This window comes from Stenotrophomonas genospecies 3, from assembly GCF_054473855.1.
The window spans coordinates 57,011-73,353 of record NZ_JBTMUR010000003.1 but is presented as its reverse complement, the minus strand read 5'-3'; the positions used below and the strand labels follow the sequence as shown (position 1 = coordinate 73,353).

General features: G+C 67.7%; 14 protein-coding genes. 10 read left to right on the top strand and 4 right to left on the bottom strand.

The features are described from left to right. Positions 1–47: 47 nt before the first annotated feature. Positions 48–2,690: a leucine--tRNA ligase gene (gene leuS / locus ACX9OT_RS05190; protein ID WP_121504589.1), complete on the bottom strand. Its 2,643-nt coding sequence runs from the start codon at positions 2,688–2,690 to the stop codon at positions 48–50. A gap of 105 nt (positions 2,691–2,795) precedes the next feature. Next, on the bottom strand, positions 2,796–3,398 hold the full coding sequence (locus ACX9OT_RS05185) for a DUF998 domain-containing protein (protein WP_049421055.1): 603 nt from the start codon (positions 3,396–3,398) through the stop codon (positions 2,796–2,798). 125 nt (positions 3,399–3,523) lie between these two features. On the opposite strand from ACX9OT_RS05185, the gene trxA reads away from it, so the two are divergent. The 3 genes from trxA to ACX9OT_RS05170 all read left to right on the top strand — a co-directional run bounded on the left by trxA (position 3,524) and on the right by ACX9OT_RS05170 (position 7,808). Then, positions 3,524–4,381 carry a thioredoxin gene (gene trxA / locus ACX9OT_RS05180; RefSeq protein WP_049463215.1) on the top strand — a complete coding sequence of 286 codons (858 nt, stop codon included), beginning with the start codon at positions 3,524–3,526 and terminating at the stop codon, positions 4,379–4,381. Positions 4,382–4,488: 107 nt separating this feature from the next. Continuing rightward, the gene (locus ACX9OT_RS05175; RefSeq protein ID WP_180844941.1) at positions 4,489–6,189 is read left to right on the top strand and encodes a FecR family protein; all 1,701 of its coding nucleotides are present in this window, start codon (positions 4,489–4,491) and stop codon (positions 6,187–6,189) included. After that, positions 6,186–7,808, top strand: coding sequence for a CHASE2 domain-containing protein (locus ACX9OT_RS05170; protein WP_459001277.1), 1,623 nt, complete (start codon positions 6,186–6,188; stop codon positions 7,806–7,808). Before ACX9OT_RS05175 ends, ACX9OT_RS05170 begins: the two co-directional genes overlap by 4 nt. Before the next feature lie 52 nt (positions 7,809–7,860). On the opposite strand, the gene ACX9OT_RS05165 is transcribed toward ACX9OT_RS05170, so the two are convergent. Further along, complete coding sequence (locus ACX9OT_RS05165; RefSeq protein ID WP_049421051.1) at positions 7,861–8,313, bottom strand: REP-associated tyrosine transposase; 453 nt, start codon at positions 8,311–8,313, stop codon at positions 7,861–7,863. 223 nt (positions 8,314–8,536) lie between these two features. Between ACX9OT_RS05165 and ACX9OT_RS05160 the strand changes: the two genes are divergently transcribed. Then, positions 8,537–8,989 (top strand): DUF4442 domain-containing protein, encoded by a 453-nt coding sequence (locus tag ACX9OT_RS05160; RefSeq protein WP_032128978.1) that lies wholly within the window; start codon positions 8,537–8,539, stop codon positions 8,987–8,989. Positions 8,990–8,996: 7 nt separating this feature from the next. Here the strand turns inward: ACX9OT_RS05160 and ACX9OT_RS05155 are convergent, their stop codons facing one another. Further along, the gene (locus tag ACX9OT_RS05155) at positions 8,997–10,313 is read right to left on the bottom strand and encodes a hypothetical protein (protein ID WP_459001274.1); all 1,317 of its coding nucleotides are present in this window, start codon (positions 10,311–10,313) and stop codon (positions 8,997–8,999) included. Positions 10,314–10,389: 76 nt separating this feature from the next. Between ACX9OT_RS05155 and ACX9OT_RS05150 the strand changes: the two genes are divergently transcribed. The 6 genes from ACX9OT_RS05150 to ACX9OT_RS05125 all read left to right on the top strand — a co-directional run bounded on the left by ACX9OT_RS05150 (position 10,390) and on the right by ACX9OT_RS05125 (position 16,307). Next, on the top strand, positions 10,390–11,085 hold the full coding sequence (locus ACX9OT_RS05150; RefSeq protein ID WP_049463210.1) for a DUF502 domain-containing protein: 696 nt from the start codon (positions 10,390–10,392) through the stop codon (positions 11,083–11,085). Continuing rightward, positions 11,082–11,867, top strand: a complete 786-nt coding sequence (locus ACX9OT_RS05145; protein ID WP_049437362.1) for a queuosine precursor transporter — start codon at positions 11,082–11,084, stop codon at positions 11,865–11,867. The genes ACX9OT_RS05150 and ACX9OT_RS05145 overlap by 4 nt, the downstream gene beginning before the upstream one ends. Positions 11,868–11,961: 94 nt before the next feature. Next, positions 11,962–13,902, top strand: coding sequence for a DUF885 domain-containing protein (locus ACX9OT_RS05140; protein WP_459001271.1), 1,941 nt, complete (start codon positions 11,962–11,964; stop codon positions 13,900–13,902). 16 nt (positions 13,903–13,918) lie between these two features. Beyond that, on the top strand, positions 13,919–14,989 hold the full coding sequence (locus ACX9OT_RS05135; RefSeq protein ID WP_459001269.1) for a serine hydrolase domain-containing protein: 1,071 nt from the start codon (positions 13,919–13,921) through the stop codon (positions 14,987–14,989). After that, the gene (gene gloA2 / locus ACX9OT_RS05130) at positions 14,986–15,390 is read left to right on the top strand and encodes an SMU1112c/YaeR family gloxylase I-like metalloprotein (protein ID WP_005410551.1); all 405 of its coding nucleotides are present in this window, start codon (positions 14,986–14,988) and stop codon (positions 15,388–15,390) included. The genes ACX9OT_RS05135 and gloA2 overlap by 4 nt, the downstream gene beginning before the upstream one ends. 473 nt (positions 15,391–15,863) lie before the next feature. Next, complete coding sequence (locus ACX9OT_RS05125) at positions 15,864–16,307, top strand: DUF2147 domain-containing protein (protein WP_071228702.1); 444 nt, start codon at positions 15,864–15,866, stop codon at positions 16,305–16,307. Positions 16,308–16,343: the final 36 nt, after the last annotated feature.

The following is a 16,343-nucleotide window of genomic DNA, read 5'->3' as shown; positions in this document are numbered from 1 at the left end:
CACCGGAATGGTACCGGCCACCACGCGGGTGGCCGGTACGGAGTACATCAGGCGGCGACGATGTTCACGATCTTGCCCGGCACGATGATGATCTTGCGCACCGTCAGGCCTTCCATGAACTTGGCCGCGTTGGGCTCGGCCAGGGCCAGTGCCTCGACCTGCTCGCGCGCGGCGTCGGCCGCCACGTCGATGGTGCCACGCAGCTTGCCGTTGACCTGCACGGCCAGGGTCAGCGCGTCGCGCACCAGCGCACCGGCATCGGCCTGCGGGAACGGCTGGTCTTCCAGCAGGGTCTCGCCATGGCCCAGCACCTGCCACAGGGCATGGCTGGCGTGCGGGGTGATCGGGTTGAGCAGCAGCACGATGGCCTGCAGCGCTTCCTGGCGCACGGCGCGCCCCTGCGCACTGCCGTCCTCGAACTTGGCCAGCGCGTTCATCAGTTCCATCACCGCGGCAATGGCGGTGTTGAAGCTGTGGCGGCGGCCATAGTCGTCACCGACCTTGCCGATGGTCTCGTGGGTCTTGCGGCGCAGTGCCTTCTGGTTGGCATCCAGTGCTGCAACATCCAGCGCCGGAGCGGCGCCATCGGCAGCATGCTTCTGCACCTGGGCCCACAGGCGGCGCAGGAAGCGGGCCATGCCATCCACACCGGCTTCGTTCCACTCCAGCGACTGTTCCGGCGGCGCGGCGAACATCGAGAACAGGCGCACGGTGTCGGCGCCGTACTTGTCGACCATCGCCTGCGGGTCCACGCCGTTGTTCTTCGACTTGGACATCTTCTCGGTGCCACCGACCACCACCGGCTGGCCGTCGGCGATCAGGGTCGCGCCGGTGATGCGGCCGCGCTCGTCACGCTGCACTTCCACATCGGCCGGGTTGATCCAGTCCTTCGAGCCATCCGGGTTCGGACGGTAGTAGGTCTCGGCAATCACCATGCCCTGGCACAGCAGATTGCGCGCCGGTTCGTTGCTGTCCACCATCCGCGCGTCGCGCAGCAGCTTGTGATAGAAGCGGAAATACATCAGGTGCAGGATCGCGTGCTCGATGCCACCGATGTACTGGTCCACCGGCAGCCAGTAGTTGCCGCGCTTGTCGACGGCATCACGGGCACCCGGCGAGGTGTAGCGGGCGTAGTACCAGCTCGACTCCATGAAAGTGTCGAAGGTGTCGGTCTCGCGCTCGGCCGCACCGCCACATTCCGGGCAGGTGGTCTTGCGCCATTCCGGATCGGTCTTGATCGGCGAACCGGTACCCGAGAATGCCACGTCCTCCGGCAGCACCACCGGCAGCTGTTCTTCCGGCACCGGCACCGCACCGCACTTGGCGCAGTAGATCACCGGAATCGGGCAGCCCCAGTAGCGCTGGCGGCTCACGCCCCAGTCGCGCAGGCGGTAGTTGACGCGGCGCTGGCCCTGGGCCTTGCGCTCGAATCGTTCGGCCAGGGCTTCGAAGGCACCCTGGAAATCCAGGCCATCGAACTCGGCCGAGTTGACCAGCTCGAAGGCACGGCTCTTGTCGCTGTACCAGTCCTGCCAGCGGCTGCCATCCCAGGTGCGCTCTTCTTCGGTGCGCGCATCCTTCAGCGCGATCACCTGCTTGATCGGCAGGCCGTACTTGTTGGCCACTTCGTTGTCGCGCTGGTCATGACCCGGCACGGCCATCACCGCGCCGGTGCCGTAGCCCATCAGCACGAAGTTGGCGACCCACACCGGCACCGGCTCGCCGGTGACCGGATGCAGCGCACGCAGGCCGGTGTCCATGCCGCGCTTTTCCTGGGTTTCCAGTTCCGCCTCGGACACGCCACCCTGCTTCAGGTCGGCCAGCATCGCGGCCAGTTCCGGGTTGTTCTTCGCCGCATGCAGCGCCAGCGGATGTTCGGCGGCGATCGACACGAAGGTCACGCCCATCACGGTATCCGGACGGGTGGTGAACACGCGCAGCGGATCCAGCACTCCGCCGTCAACGTCACGTACATCGAACTGGATTTCCAGGCCCTCGGAGCGGCCGATCCAGTTGCGCTGCATGGTCTTGACCGAATCCGGCCAGCCGTCCAGCTCGTCCAGGCCGTCCAGCAGTTCCTGGGCGTAATCGGTGATGCGCAGGAACCACTGCGGGATCTCGCGCTTCTCGACCAGGGCGCCGGAGCGCCAGCCGCGGCCGTCAATCACCTGCTCGTTGGCCAGCACGGTCTGGTCGACCGGGTCCCAGTTCACCACCGCATTGCGGCGGTAGGCCAGGCCCTTGCGCATCAGGCGGGTGAACATGCGCTGCTCGTGGACGTAGTAGTCCGGGCGGCAGGTGGCGAACTCGCGCGACCAGTCAACGGCATAGCCCATGGCCTTGAACTGGCCACGCATGTGCTCGATGTTCTTGTAGGTCCAGGCCGCCGGTGCGGTCTTGTTCTTGATCGCGGCGTTTTCCGCCGGCAGGCCGAACGCGTCCCAGCCCATCGGCTGCAGCACGTTGTGGCCGGTCATGCGCTTGTAGCGGCTGATCACGTCGCCGATCGTGTAATTGCGCACGTGGCCCATGTGCAGCGCACCGGACGGGTACGGAAGCATCGACAGGCAGTAGTACTTCGGCTTGTCCGAAGTCTCGTCGACTTCGAAGGCACGGGTGGCGTCCCAGTACTGCTGGGCGGCGGATTCAACCTGCTGCGGGTCGTAGGCGTTGGTTTCAGCGCTGGTCATGGAACACGCGGATGCGGCGGCAAAGCGGTACAGCGTACCGCAGTGCGGCAAACGTCTCCAATCCCGCCCGCTGAAGGCCGGCTCCGCGAGCGCCCGAGGCCGGTCTCAGCGCGGCCGCGACAACGGCAGGGCCAGGGCCAGCCAGGCCGTCCAGCAGGCGAACGCAAGCCGTTGTGCCAGCGGCGCCGCCAACACGCCCTGCAGGGCAAACGCCGCCAGCGCGGCCAGTACGCCACAGGCGAGCGCCACTGCGCCCAGCGCGCGGCCATGCGCCTGGCGCAACTGCGACGTGCCCAGCAACAGGGTCCCGGCAACGAAACCCAGCACCCAGATCATCCAGGCGCTGGCATGCAGCTGGCTGGCCGGCCCGTGCAGGTCATCCACATCCAGCGGCAGCAGCCCCATCGCGGCGAACGCCAACCCGGCCAGCAGCAGCATCTGGCTGCCCACCCGCGGCGCCCAGCCGGCGGTTGCCGACAGCCCACGGCGCAGGCACTCGGCCACAACCACCGCCAGCAGGCCCGGCAGCACGAAACCCAGCAGATTGAAGGCCAGCGCATGCGGCACCCCCTGTGCTCCCAGCAGCGCCACCGGGTGGCGAGCCTGTGCGTAGCCTTCCAGGCCGGCGCCGAAACCGAGCACCGCCAGCACGAACAGCAGTGCGGCGACCAGACCGGACAGGCGCAGCAACGGGGACAGGGACGACATGCAGGCTCCGGAAAGGACGGCGACAGGAAGGCGGCATTGTCAGGCATTTACTACAACCCGGGTTGAGACCGGCATCGATCGTCACCATAGAATCAGTCTCCAGACGCCAGACGATGCTTTCCCCCATGACCGAGACGACCTACGTATTCGACGCCACCACTGCGACCTTCGAGGCCGAAGTCCTGCAGAAGTCGCTGCAGACGCCGGTGCTGGTCGACTTCTGGGCCACCTGGTGCGGGCCGTGCAAGACCCTCGGGCCGATGCTGGAAAAGCTGGCTGCCGAGTACAACGGCGCCTTCGAACTGGCCAAGGTCGACGTCGACAAGGAACAGCAGATCGCCGCCGCCTTCCAGATCCGCTCGGTGCCGACCGTGTTCCTGGTGAAGGGCGGCCAGCTGGTGGACGGCTTCCCGGGGGCCATCCCGGAAGGCCAGCTGCGTGAATTCCTGGCCCAGCACGGCATCGTGCCGGCCGACATCGGCGACGCCGTCGCCGAAGACGAAGCGCCGCTGGACCCGCAGGCGCAGGTGGACGTGCTGCGCGCGCAGATCGCCGCCGAGCCGGACAAGGACGAGCTGAAGCTCGACCTGGCGCTGGCCCTGCTGCAGATCGGTGGCGTGGATGAAGCCGGTCTGCTGATCGATGGCCTGCCCGCCAATCTGGCCACCGACGACCGTGCCGTGCGTGCACGCGCCCGGCTGGCCTTCGCCTCGGCCCTGAAGGACGCCCCGGCCGCCGAAGTGCTGGACGCGCGCATCGCCGCCGATGGCAAGGACCTCAAGGCACGCCACCTGCGTGGCGTACAGCTGCTGCTCGGTGGCCACGACGAAGCCGCGCTGGCCCAGTTCCTGGAAATGCTGCGGATCGACCGCACGTTCGAGGACGGACTGCCGCGCAAGGCCCTGATCGACGCCTTCAATGTGATCTCCGACGAGGACCTGGTCGGCCAGTACCGCCGCCGGATGGCCTCCCTGCTGTTCTGAACGGGAACCCACTTCGTTCAGAATCCCTGCACTGAACGCGGGCAATAATGCGCGGGATGGCGGCCGTACGGTCGCCACGATCCGTTCGGGGGGATGAGGTCGGGGCCATGGGGTCTTGCAGCTGCGCCCCCGCATTGCCGGGATTGCAAACTGTGACCTTCGTCCGCTCGCTGTCGTTCGCCATGCGCTTCCAGGGCGCGCTGCTCTGCGCTCTTCTCTTCCTGCCGGCCATGGCCGCCGCCCAGGACTGGAACTACCGGGTCCGTCCCGGCGATACCCTGTGGGATCTGGGAGGCCTGTACCTCAAGCCCTCGGTGCGCTGGCAGCAGCTGCAACAGCACAACCGCATCGACAACCCCTACCAGCTGCCGCCGGGGCAGCTGCTGCGCTTCCCGATCAGCTGGCTGCGCATCGAACCGGCACCTGCCCGCGTGCTGTCGGTGCGCGGCAAGGTCGAACTGTCAGGTGCCGATGGCAGCGCCTCGCGCGCGATACTCGCCGGGGAACAACTTCGCATCGGTGACACCGTGCAGACCGAAGGCGACTCCAGCGTCACGCTTGAATTCGCTGACGCCTCGCGCCTGCAGCTGCGCGAGTACTCCCGGCTGCGCCTGGACCAGCTCAGCCGCTACGGCCACACCGGCATGGTCGATACCCGCCTGCGCCTGCAGCAGGGCCGCGCCAGCAATCGGGTGACACCTGCCCGTGGCCCGGCCTCGCGCTACATCATCGATGCACCTACGGCGACCAGCAGCGTGCGCGGCACCGTCTTCCGGGTCAGCGCCGGTGACACCGGCCAGGTGGCTGCCACCGAAGTACTACAGGGCAAGGTGCAGGTCGGCAACACCCACGGCAAGCGCCTGGTCCAGCCTGGACAGGCCAGCCGCAGCAGCAGCGCCGATGCCGCACCGGACGCTGTCTCCGCCCTTCTTCCAGCGCCGCAGCTGCGTAGCGACGAGGTGCGCCTGGCGCCCCTGCCGACCCTGCTTGCCTGGGACCCCGTCGACGGCGCCGCGCGCTACCGCGTGGAAGTGGTACAGGCAGCGACGCCGGAAATCCTGCTGTTTGCCGCCACCACTGCCGACACCCGGCTGGCGATCGGTGACCTGCCCCCCGGCCAGTTGCGCATCCTGTTGCGCGCGGTGGATGCGCAGGGCGTGGAAGGCCTCGACGCCAGCGCCGATTTCGAACTCAGCGACCAGCCCCCGCCGCCGCTCACCGTGGCCCCCCTGCATGGGCAGACCGTCAACAGCGACCGCCCGCGCTTCCGTTGGAGCCAGGCGCCCGGCGCGCGCAGCAGCGTGCTGCAGATCGCCGCCGAGCCGAGCTTCGTGCAGCCACTGCAGGAACAGAGCACCCCAGGCACCGACCTGCGCCTGGCGCAGCCACTGCCGCCGGGCCAGTACTTCTGGCGCGTGGCCTCGCGCGATGGCAACGGCCACCAGGGCCGCTACGGCCAGGCGCTGCCGCTGCAGCTGAGCAATGAACCGGTTGATCCGGCGCTGCAGCCGCCGGAAGCCGCGCATGGCGAACTGACCCTGCGCTGGCAGGCCGGCAGCGAAGGCCAGCAGTACCGGGTGCAGGTGGACCGTCGTGGCGACTTCAGGGCGCCCCTGGTCGACCAGACCGTGAGCGAGCCGCAGGTCAGCTTCAAGCGGCCGTGGAGCGGCACCCTGCATGTGCGTGTGCAGTACATCGACGACGATGGTCATGCGGGTGAGTACTCACCGGCCCAGCAGATCAAGCTGCCCTGCCGCCTGTGCTACGGCGCCGGTGGTGGCGCCCTGCTGCTGTTGCTGTTGTTATGAGGCGCTCGCCGCTGCCGTGGCCGAAGCGGATCCTGCTGGCACTGCTGGCCGGGGTGCTGACGGTGATCGCCAGCCAGGGCCAGTGGCTGTGGCGACAGGACGAAGCGGCCTACGACGCCATGGTCGGCAACTGGGACTACCGCCCCGACCCCAGCGTGCTGATTGTGGCCATCGACGAGGGCAGCCTGCAGCGCATCGGCCAATGGCCCTGGCCCCGCTCGATCCATGCCCGCCTGCTCGACCGGCTGACCGATGCCGGTGCCGAGCGCGTCGCACTGGACCTGATGCTGTCCGAACCTGATCGTCGCGACAGCCACCAGGACGATGAACTGGCCGCCGCGATACGCCGGAACGGCCGGGTGGTGCTGCCGGTACTCGCGGCACCGGCCGCCGGCGACCGCATGGCCGAGGAAATGCTGCCGATTCCGCAGATCGCGGCCAGTGCCGCAGCGATCGGCCACACCGATGTGGAAGTGGATGGCGATGGTGTCGCGCGCGGCGTGTACCTGCGTGCCGGCATCGGCCAGGCCCACTGGCCAGCACTGGGCCTGGCGCTGGCCGACCTGCCCGCGGGCGCGGTGCACGGCCTGCCCGACCCCGACCCGGAGATCGGTTCGCCCTATCAATGGCGGCGCAACGACTACGTGCGGGTGCGTTATGCCGGACCGCCCGAACGCCTGCCGCAGGTGTCCTATGCCGATGTGCTGGATGGTCACGTGGACATGGCGATGCTGCACGGCCGCCGCATCGTGGTGGGCATGACCGCCAGCGGCATCGCACCGCGGCTGCTGACCCCGACCACCCGCGAGTTCTGGATGAGCGGCAGCGAGTACCAGGCCAACATCGCTTCGATGCTGCTGCAGCACAAGCAGATCGACCTGCTGCCGCGCCTCTGGCAGCACGCCATCAGTGGTGTGGTGGTTGCGCTGTGCGTGCTCCTGCTCGGCCTGCGCCTGCCGTGGCTGGCCGCGCTGGCATCACTGCCGGCGGCGCCGTTGCTGAGCTGGGTGCTGCTGCGCGCAAGCGACCTGTGGTGGGCGCCGGCTACCGCCATGCTGGGCGTTCTGCTGGTGTTGCTGGCCTGGGCGATCTGGCGGATCTCGGCCTGGCACCGCCAGGCCAACCGCGACGCGCTGACCGGTCTTGGCAACCGCCTGCGCTTCGAGCAGTCGCTGCAGCAGGAATGCGATGCCGCCCGGCGCAGTGGCAAGCCGTTGAGCCTGGCGCTGATCGACGTCGACCATTTCAAGCGCCACAACGACCGCCACGGCCATCAGGTCGGCGACCGCGTGCTGCGCGATGTTGCACGCCTGATCGGTGCGCATGCGCGACGCCCACGCGACATGGCCGCGCGCTACGGTGGCGACGAGTTCGCACTGGTGCTGCCCGATACCCCGGCCGAGGGCGCGCGCCAGGTCATCGAGGACCTGATCGCCTGCGTGCGTGCACTGCCGGCGCCCGGTGACGGCAGCGAAGCAGGCGTCACCCTCACCATCGGCGTGTTCACCCGCGTACCCGACGGCACGCTGCAACCACACCATTTCGTCGAAGGCGCCGACACCGCGTTGTACCAGGCCAAGGCCAATGGCCGTGACGGGTATGTCATCGACGGCGCATGAAGCAGGACATGCACACCACCTGTAGAGTCGAGCTTGCTCGACTGCCTCCGCCTCATTCCAGCGGCCAGCGACACCACGCAAGCGGATAGTCTCCCAGCCGCGATGTCAGGCCCGCGCGCACGGGGTTGGCCAGTACATACAGTGACTGTTGCCGAACATCCTCCTCATTCCGGATCAGATGATCGTAGTAGCCCCGCTGCCACACCGGCAGTTCTTCATCGGAGTGCGCATTGACTGCAATGGCCACTCTGGACTTCAGTGACTGCATGCATCGTCCCAGGGTTCCTTGACGCAGCTGCATGACCCAGTGCAGATGATCGGGCATTGCCACCCAGGCAAATGATCGCGTGAGTCCACGGCGGTCACTGTCACGAAGGCCGTCCATCAGGGTCGCCGCGTGTCGCGTATCTGCAAAGATGCGTCGACGACCCGCAGTGACAGTGGTGACTACGTAGAAGCATCCGATTGCGGAAAATCGACCGCGCAACAAGGCAGGGCTGGGCATGTAAACAGCATGGACCGGGGACCGAGCCATACCCATCGGGAAAACCCTGAGATAGCTATCGGATGGCGTCGAGCGTATTCGCTGCTGCCCCTGAAAGCAGTCGAGCAAGCTCGACTCTACAATTCGCCGGACCACGCCCGAATTGTGCGGACGCTCGCCCGGGGTGCAACATACGCATGCGAATGGTTAGACTGGGCGCCTCGCCCTGCGCCCCCGGACCCGCATGAACGCCCGCCTGTTCCGCTTCGGTATCAATCTCTGGCCGCCGTTCCTGTTCACCGGCATCCACGTCACCCGGGTCTCGCCGGACTACCGGCAGATCGACGTCGAACTGCGCATGCGGCCCTGGAACCGCAACTACGTCGGCACGCATTTCGGCGGCAGCCTGTTCGCGATGACCGATCCGTTCTGGATGCTTGGCCTGCTGCACATCCTCGGCCGCGACTACTACGTGTGGGACCGTGCCGGTGCCATCGATTTCCTCAAGCCCGGCAGAGGCACCGTGCGTACGTCGTTCCGCATCGATGACGCACTGCTGGACGAACTGCGCGCCGAAGCCGCCGCTGGTGACAAAGTGCTGAGATGGTTCAGCAATGATGTCGTCGATGAAAGCGGCGAGGTGGTCGCCCAGGTGCGCAAGCAGGTCTACCTGCGGTTGAAGCCACACGCACGCTGAGCGCGCTTCAGTCGCGTCCCGCAGCAGTCGAAGCCGATTCCTTCTGCAACGGCACCGACAGCCACGGGTTCTCTTCAGCGCTGCGCGCTGGAGAGCGACGCGGCACCTGCAGGTGGCGGCCGTCGGCCGACAGCTGCGGCGCCCGCACCGGCGAGCGGAACTGCACCGGCAGCCGCTGCAGTGCGTCCACCGGATCATCCGTCTGCTGCCGCAGCCAACGCTGCGCCCCCAGCAGCCGCACCATCGCCGCGGCATCCTGTGGCCGTGACGAATAGGCAGGATAGATCGGCGCGGCGATATCGGTCAGCACGCAGCCCATGACGTTCGACAGGCAGCCGAAGTCATGCTGCGGTGGCGCCGGCACTGGCAACGGGCGATCCGCTTCCAGCGCCGATGTGGCTGCCGCGCCACAGGCCCAGCCAAGATTGCCGGCCGCGCGGGCCAGGGTGCTGCTGCGATCCAGCACCAGCACGCCGCCGAACTCCCGCGCCGATGTCTCGATCGCCGCCCGGCTCATCGCGTACTCACCCTGCATGGCACGGCACAGGCTCTGTTCCTCGGCCCGCAGCGGCTGCATGGCCTGTTCGCACTCCGCCGGCAAGGGGTGGTCGGCCGGCAGTTCGACCAGCATGTCGGCCAGCAGCTGGGCATTGGCCTGCACCAGGCTGGCACCGATGATGCTCTCGACCAGATAGCTGCTGCCGGGCAACTGCCGCCGGCCCAGTTGCAAGCCACGGCAGGCACCTCGCAGGGCACCGTCGATATCGCCCTGCACGTACGCCAGCGCGCGTGCACTGGTGGCGTCCATCACCACGCCATAGGTCGGCAATGGAACCAGAATGCCCTCGCCCTTCGGCGGGAACGGCGACATGAAGTAGTCCGCTTCGGCCAGCTGATCCAGCCGCGCATGCAACTGCTGGTGGCCGGCGTGGGCCTCCACGAAGCGTTGCGGGTCCGCGCGGACCTGGGCGAGGCAGCCGCTGGCGGCCGGCCCGCAACTGGCACCGGGCCGCGAGCGCAGCTCGGCATGGTTGGCCACCAGGTGTGTCTGGCCGCCGCTGCTGCCCCGCAGATCGGCCTCCCAACGACGCACGTCCTCGGCCAACGCCTGCTCGCGCTGGCGGGCATCCAGATCGTCGAACGGCAACGTCCACAGCAGCGCATAACCATTGTGGCCGGTCGCCGGCAGGCGTGCTTCCAGTCGCTGCTGCGCCTGCAGCCGCGATTCGGGCACCGGCCACATGCGCGAGGCGCACCACACCACGATGGCCAGCACCAGCAGGCCTGCCAGGGTCCAGCCCAGTCCGCGCAGAATCTTCAACACAGCTTCCCTTCCATGTGCCGTCGCCGCAGTCGATTCCCCAGCGTAATCGACAGGCAGTGGCCGCTACAATGCGCGCATGTCGCTAGAAGCCCCCGCCCTGGTCCCCCGCCCCTCCCTGCAGCGCCTGTTCCTGACCGGCCTGCTCACCCTGCTGCCGATCTGGCTGACCTGGGTCGTGGTCAAGTTCGTGTTCGTGCTGCTGTCGGGCATTTCCAGCCCCTTGGTGGTACCGCTGTCCGAGCAGATCGCGACAAGCTTCCCGCACTACCTCGGCTGGGTCCGCGCCGAATGGATCCAGGACACCATCGCCCTGCTGGCCACCCTGCTGGTGATCCTGGCGGTGGGCGTGGCCAGCCGCCGCGTGCTCGGCCAGCGCCTGCTGCGCTGGGTGGGCGCGGTCATCAAGCGCATTCCGCTGGCCAGCATCATCTACGACAGCGCCAAGAAGCTGCTGGACATGCTGCAGACCGAGCCGGGCAGCACCCAGCGCGTGGTGCTGATCGACTTCCCGCACCGCGACATGAAGTCGGTCGGCCTGGTCACCCGTGTGATCAAGGAACACGGCACCGACCGTGAGCTGGCCGCGGTGTATGTGCCAACCACGCCGAACCCGACCTCGGGCTATCTGGAAATCGTGCCGGTGGAACTGCTGACGCCGACCGACTGGACCGTCGACCAGGCCATGAGCTTCATCATTTCCGGCGGTGCCGTGGCGCCGTCCAGCGTGCCGTTCACCCGTGCCGGCGATCGCACCGGCGAACGCACCGAATGACCCCGGCGCCGATCGAGCGCCCGCTGCAGGACCGCGCGGTCCTGCTGTTCATCGTGCTGGCCGCGTTCTTCTGCGGCAATGCGGTGCTGGCCGAGCTGATCGGGGTGAAGATCTTCGCGCTGGAAGACACCCTGGGCATCGCTCCGCTGAACTGGAACCTGTTCGGCCAGACCGGCTCGCTCAGCTTCACCGCCGGCACCCTGTTGTGGCCGGTCGTGTTCATCATGACCGACACCATCAACGAGTTCTTCGGCAAGCGCGGCGTGCGCTTCATCTCGTGGCTGGCGGTGGTGCTGATCGGCTACGGCTTCCTGTTCGCCTTCGCGGCCATTTCGCTGGCGCCGGCCAGCTGGTGGGTCACGTCGATGGATGGCCACGGCGTGCCCGACTACCAGGCGGCATTCGCAGCGGTGTTCGGCCAGGGCATGTGGACCATCGCCGGCTCGCTGGTGGCCTTCCTGCTCGGCCAGCTGATCGACGTGGCGGTGTTCCATCGCATCCGCCAGGCCACCGGCGAGCGCCACGTGTGGCTGCGTGCGACCGGGTCCACCGCGATCTCGCAGGTGGTGGACAGCTTCGTGGTGATCTGGATCGCCTTCGTGCTCGGACCGCAGCACTGGCCGACCTCGCTGTTCCTGGCCGTCAGCAGCGTCAACTACATCTACAAGATGGGCTTTGCGATCGCCCTGATTCCGTTGCTGTACCTGATGCGGCGTGCCATCACCCGCTATCTGGGTGCCGAGCGAGCCGCATCGTTGCGCGCCGCCGCTGCGGCTGACTGAAGCCCCAGCAGCAAAAAGCTGACTGCGCCTTCACGCTGGCCGTACGCGGCCGGATCGTGCAAGCTCCACGGTCTGTGTTCCACGGAAGCTCCTGATGCCGCATCCCACCCGCGCCCTGGCCGCCGCCATCGCCGCGTTGTTCCTGTTCAGCGCCGTGCCGTCGGCCGAAGCAGCGAAAAAGAAGGCCAGCCGCCCTGCCGCCGCGCAGACCCGCCAGGCCGCCAAGCCCAAGGCCCGGCCTGCCCGCGCTACCGCGCCGGCCCGTGGCAGTTCGGCGCGCCGCGCCACGCCGCGTCCGGTCGCACCGGCCCGCGCCGTACCCAAGCAGGTGCAGCTGGAGCGCCTGTATGACGAATACTGGGATGCCTCGATGCGGTTGAATCCGCTGCAGGCAACCTTCCAGGGCGAGGCCCGCTACAACGACCAGCTGCCCAACATCCTGTCCGCCGCGTGGCGCCAGCAATCGCACGACTTCACCACCGAGTGGCTGGGCAAGGTCGAGAAACTCGGCAGCGACGGCCTGCAGGGCCAGGACCTGCTCAGCTACGAGATCTTCGTGCGCGACGCGCGCGCTTCGCTGGCCGCCGAGCGCTACCCGAGCTGGATGATGCCGATCAGCCAGTACTACAACGTCGGCAGCATCATGGCGATCCTCGGTGCAGGTGCCGGCGCGCAGCCGTTCAACACAGTGCAGGACTACGACACCTGGTCGCGCCGTTCGCTCGGCATTCCCGAGCTGTTCGACCAGGCCATCGACAACATGCGCCAGGGCATGAAGGCCGGCGTGGTGCAGCCACGCGACCTGATGGAAAAAGTGCTGCCGCAGCTGGATGCAGTGATCAAGCCGACCGCCGAAGAGAGCATCTTCTGGTCGCCGATCCGCACCATGCCGAACACCATCGCGGCCGAGGACAAGGCCCGCATCAGCGCCGAATACAAGCGCATGATCGAACTGCGCATCATGCCGGCCTATCGCGCCCTGCGCGGTTTCATCGCCACCGAATACCTGCCCGCCTCGCGCACCAGCAGCGGCCTGGGCGCACTGCCCGATGGCCAGGCCTGGTACGCCAACCTGATCGTGCAGACCACGGCCAGCGACCAGACCGCCGCGCAGCTGCACGCGCTGGGCGAACAGCGCGTGCAGGAACTGCAGGCGCAGATCGCCACGGTGATGAAGGACGCCAAGCTGCGCGGCACGCCGGCCAAGCTGCTGCGCAGCATGCGTAACGACCGCCAGTTCCAGTACGGCGACGCCAATGCGTTGATCAACCGCTATCGCCAGGTGCAGCAGCAGGTCAACGCACGCCTGCCGCAGGTGCTCGATACCCTGCCCAAGTCCACTCTCGAAGTGCGCGCGGTGGAACCGGAACGTGCGCTGACCGCCCCAGCAGCGGCCTATCAGCCGTCACCGGCCGGGCAACCGGGCGTGCTGTACGTGAATACCCGCGACCTGCCCAGCCGCAAGCGCTGGAACGTGCCGGTGCAGTACCTGCATGAAGCGATCCCCGGCCACCACGTGCAACTGGGCCTGCAGCAGGAACTGGCCAAGCTGCCACGCTTCCGTCGCCTCGGTGGCGATCTTGCGTTCGTCGAAGGCTGGGGCCTGTACGCCGAAACGCTGGGTGAAGACCTCGGCGTCTACACCGATCCCTACGACCGTATCGGCTACCTGTACTCACGCCTGCTGCGCGCCGCGCGCGTCGTCGCCGACACCGGCGTCAATGCACAGGGCTGGAGCAAGCAGCAGGCCGTGGCCTACCTGCAGAAGACGGTGGACATGAGCAGCGATGATGCCAACGCCGAAGTCGAGCGGATCATGGCCCAGCCCGGCCAGGCACTGTCGAACGTCGCCGGCCTGACCACCATCGTTGCCCTGCGCGACAAGGCCAAGGCACGCCAGGGCGCAGCCTTCGATCTGCGCCGCTTCCATGCAGAACTGCTGAGAGACGGCTCGATGCCTCTGGACGTGCTGGACCGCAAGATGGAGCGCTGGATGGCACAGCCGGCCAGCGCTGCGCCCACACCTTCGCCCTGACGCTTCCGGAGCCACCATGCGCCCTGCCGTCGCCCTGTTCGCCGCCGTGCTGGGCCTGCTGCCTCTGGCGGCCGCCGCCGCACCGGTGCTGACCCCACCGGATGCCGGTATCGACGGCCTGATGCAGGCCTACGATGGCCAGGTGCCCGGCGCCGCAGTGCTGGTGCTGCATGACGGGCAGCCGGTGTTCCGCCGTGGCTACGGCCTTGCGGTGGTCGAAGACGGCACCCCGGTCACAGCCGCCAGCAATTTCCGGCTGGCCTCGGTCAGCAAGCAGTTCACCGCTGCGGCGGTGCTGCTGCTGGTGGAAGACGGCCGGCTCGGGCTGGACCAGCCGGCCCGGCAGTGGCTGCCCGAGCTGCCACCGGCTGCAGCGGGCATCACCCTCCGCCACCTGCTCTCGCATACCAGCGGCCTGCTCGACTACGAAGACCTGATGGACCCGGCAGACACGCGGCAGGTACACGATGCCGATGTGCTGGCCCTGCTGTCGCGCCAGGACCGGCTGAACTTCGCGCCGGGCACGCAGTACCGCTACAGCAACAGCGGCTATGCACTGCTGGCACTGATCGTGGGCCGCGCATCCGGCCAGGATTTCGCCGCCTTCCTGCAACAACGCATCTTCCGCCCGCTGGGCATGACGCATACCGTGGCCCACCAGGACGGCGTGGACACGGTCGCCGCACGCGCCTATGGCTACAGCCGGATCGATGGCCGCTGGCAGCGCACCGACCAGAGCACTACCAGCGCAGTACTGGGAGACGGCGGGATCTACTCCTCGCTGGACAATCTCGCCCGCTGGGATGCCGCGCTGTACGACGACCGCCTGCTGTCGAAGGCCTCGCGCCGGGCGATGTTCAGCCCCGCGACATCGACGCCCGAACCGGATGTGCCGCACTACGGCTTCGGCTGGCGGCTGAATGGTCCGGTGCAATGGCACAGCGGCGAGAGCATCGGCTTCCGCATCGTGATCGTGCGCCACCCGGAGAAGCACCTGACCGTGATCGTGCTGACCAACCGCAACGACCCCGAACCCTATCCGCTGGCGCAGAAGATCGCCCAGCGCTGGCTGGACACCCTGCAATGACCCCCGGTTCCGACGCCCTGCTGGGCATCCACCACGCCGCACTGATCTGCAGCGACTACGCACGCTCGAAGGACTTCTACGTGCGCATCCTCGGCCTGCGCGTGCTGGCCGAGAACCACCGCGCCGCACGCGATTCCTGGAAGCTCGATCTGGCCCTGCCCGACGGCGGCCAGCTGGAACTGTTCTCCTTCCCCTCGCCGCCGCCCCGTCCCAGCCGCCCGGAGGCCCAGGGTCTGCGCCACCTCGCGTTCCGGGTGGCTGCACTGGAACCCTTCATCCAGCGCCTGGCCGCGCATGGTGTCGCCTGCGAACCGATCCGCGTGGACGAATACACCGGCCGACGCTTCACCTTCTTCGCCGACCCCGACGACCTTCCACTGGAGTTGTACGAGATCGCGTGAGCGATTTTCAATCGCGGAGGCCCATCCACGCATGGCGTGGATCTACGTGTCGACCAAGGTCGACACCCACCAAGAGCAGGCCGTGGCATTCCAACAGATCGCGGAGACCTGTCGAAGGCGGGGTGGGTCCGGTTGCGGGGGCGTGAGCCGCATGGATGCGGCGACCGAGCTTACATGGGTGAGGGCGCTTTGCTTGCGAAGCATTGCTTCGCAAGCGCCCGAACGCACAGCCGCCAGCGGCTGGGCCGGGCCCCGGAGGGGGACTTGCAGCGCCCCCCGCAACCGGACCCACCCCGCCATCCCACGGATAGCCCGCTGTTGCTGTTGCAGTTGCTGTTGCTGTTGCAGTTGCTGTTGCCCCCGCAGGTGCAGGGCGCAGCCCTGCAAAGCCCCCCCCTTCCCCATACCCCGCCGAATGGGTATACAGTCGACCCGTACCGGCATCGTGCCGGAATGAACCCTGGGAGGGGACCATGCGCAAGACCTTCAAGACCCTGCTGCTGGCACTGCCGCTGTGCCTGGCCGCCCTGTCGGCACAGGCCGCCGACGGCGCCGCCGGCCGCTGGAAGACCATCGACGACAAAACCGGCAAGGTGAAGTCGATCGTCGAGATCAGCCAGGCCGCCAACGGCACGCTGACCGGCAAGGTGGTCGACATCCTGCACTCGGACAAGGGCCCGAACCCGGTCTGCGACGGCTGTGAAGGCGCCAACAAGAACAAGCCGGTGAAGGGCATGACCATTCTCTGGAACCTGAAGGCCGACGGCGCCAACAAGTGGTCCGGCGGCACCATCCTCGACCCGGCCAACGGCAAGACCTACAAGTCGAAGATGGAACTGCAGCCCGGCGGCACCAAGCTGGACGTGTCCGGCTGCATTGCCTTCATCTGCCGCGCGCAGACCTGGCAGCGCGAATAAGCCCCCAGGCCCCGCTTCATCCCCGTGACCCGGCTT

Bases quoted from the DNA above. Each gene is read 5' to 3' on its own strand.
- ACX9OT_RS05160 (WP_032128978.1), top strand. From the start codon at position 8,537: ATGAACGCCCGCCTGTTCCGCTTCGGTATCAATCTCTGGCCGCCGTTC.
- ACX9OT_RS05145 (WP_049437362.1), top strand. From the start codon at position 11,082: ATGACCCCGGCGCCGATCGAGCGCCCGCTGCAGGACCGCGCGGTCCTG.
- ACX9OT_RS05185 (WP_049421055.1), bottom strand. From the start codon at position 3,398: ATGTCGTCCCTGTCCCCGTTGCTGCGCCTGTCCGGTCTGGTCGCCGCA.
- ACX9OT_RS05135 (WP_459001269.1), top strand. From the start codon at position 13,919: ATGCGCCCTGCCGTCGCCCTGTTCGCCGCCGTGCTGGGCCTGCTGCCT.
- ACX9OT_RS05125 (WP_071228702.1), top strand. From the start codon at position 15,864: ATGCGCAAGACCTTCAAGACCCTGCTGCTGGCACTGCCGCTGTGCCTG.
- trxA (WP_049463215.1), top strand. From the start codon at position 3,524: ATGACCGAGACGACCTACGTATTCGACGCCACCACTGCGACCTTCGAG.
- ACX9OT_RS05150 (WP_049463210.1), top strand. From the start codon at position 10,390: ATGTCGCTAGAAGCCCCCGCCCTGGTCCCCCGCCCCTCCCTGCAGCGC.
- ACX9OT_RS05175 (WP_180844941.1), top strand. From the start codon at position 4,489: ATGGGGTCTTGCAGCTGCGCCCCCGCATTGCCGGGATTGCAAACTGTG.
- ACX9OT_RS05170 (WP_459001277.1), top strand. From the start codon at position 6,186: ATGAGGCGCTCGCCGCTGCCGTGGCCGAAGCGGATCCTGCTGGCACTG.
- leuS (WP_121504589.1), bottom strand. From the start codon at position 2,690: ATGACCAGCGCTGAAACCAACGCCTACGACCCGCAGCAGGTTGAATCC.
- ACX9OT_RS05165 (WP_049421051.1), bottom strand. From the start codon at position 8,313: ATGCCCAGCCCTGCCTTGTTGCGCGGTCGATTTTCCGCAATCGGATGC.
- ACX9OT_RS05140 (WP_459001271.1), top strand. From the start codon at position 11,962: ATGCCGCATCCCACCCGCGCCCTGGCCGCCGCCATCGCCGCGTTGTTC.
- gloA2 (WP_005410551.1), top strand. From the start codon at position 14,986: ATGACCCCCGGTTCCGACGCCCTGCTGGGCATCCACCACGCCGCACTG.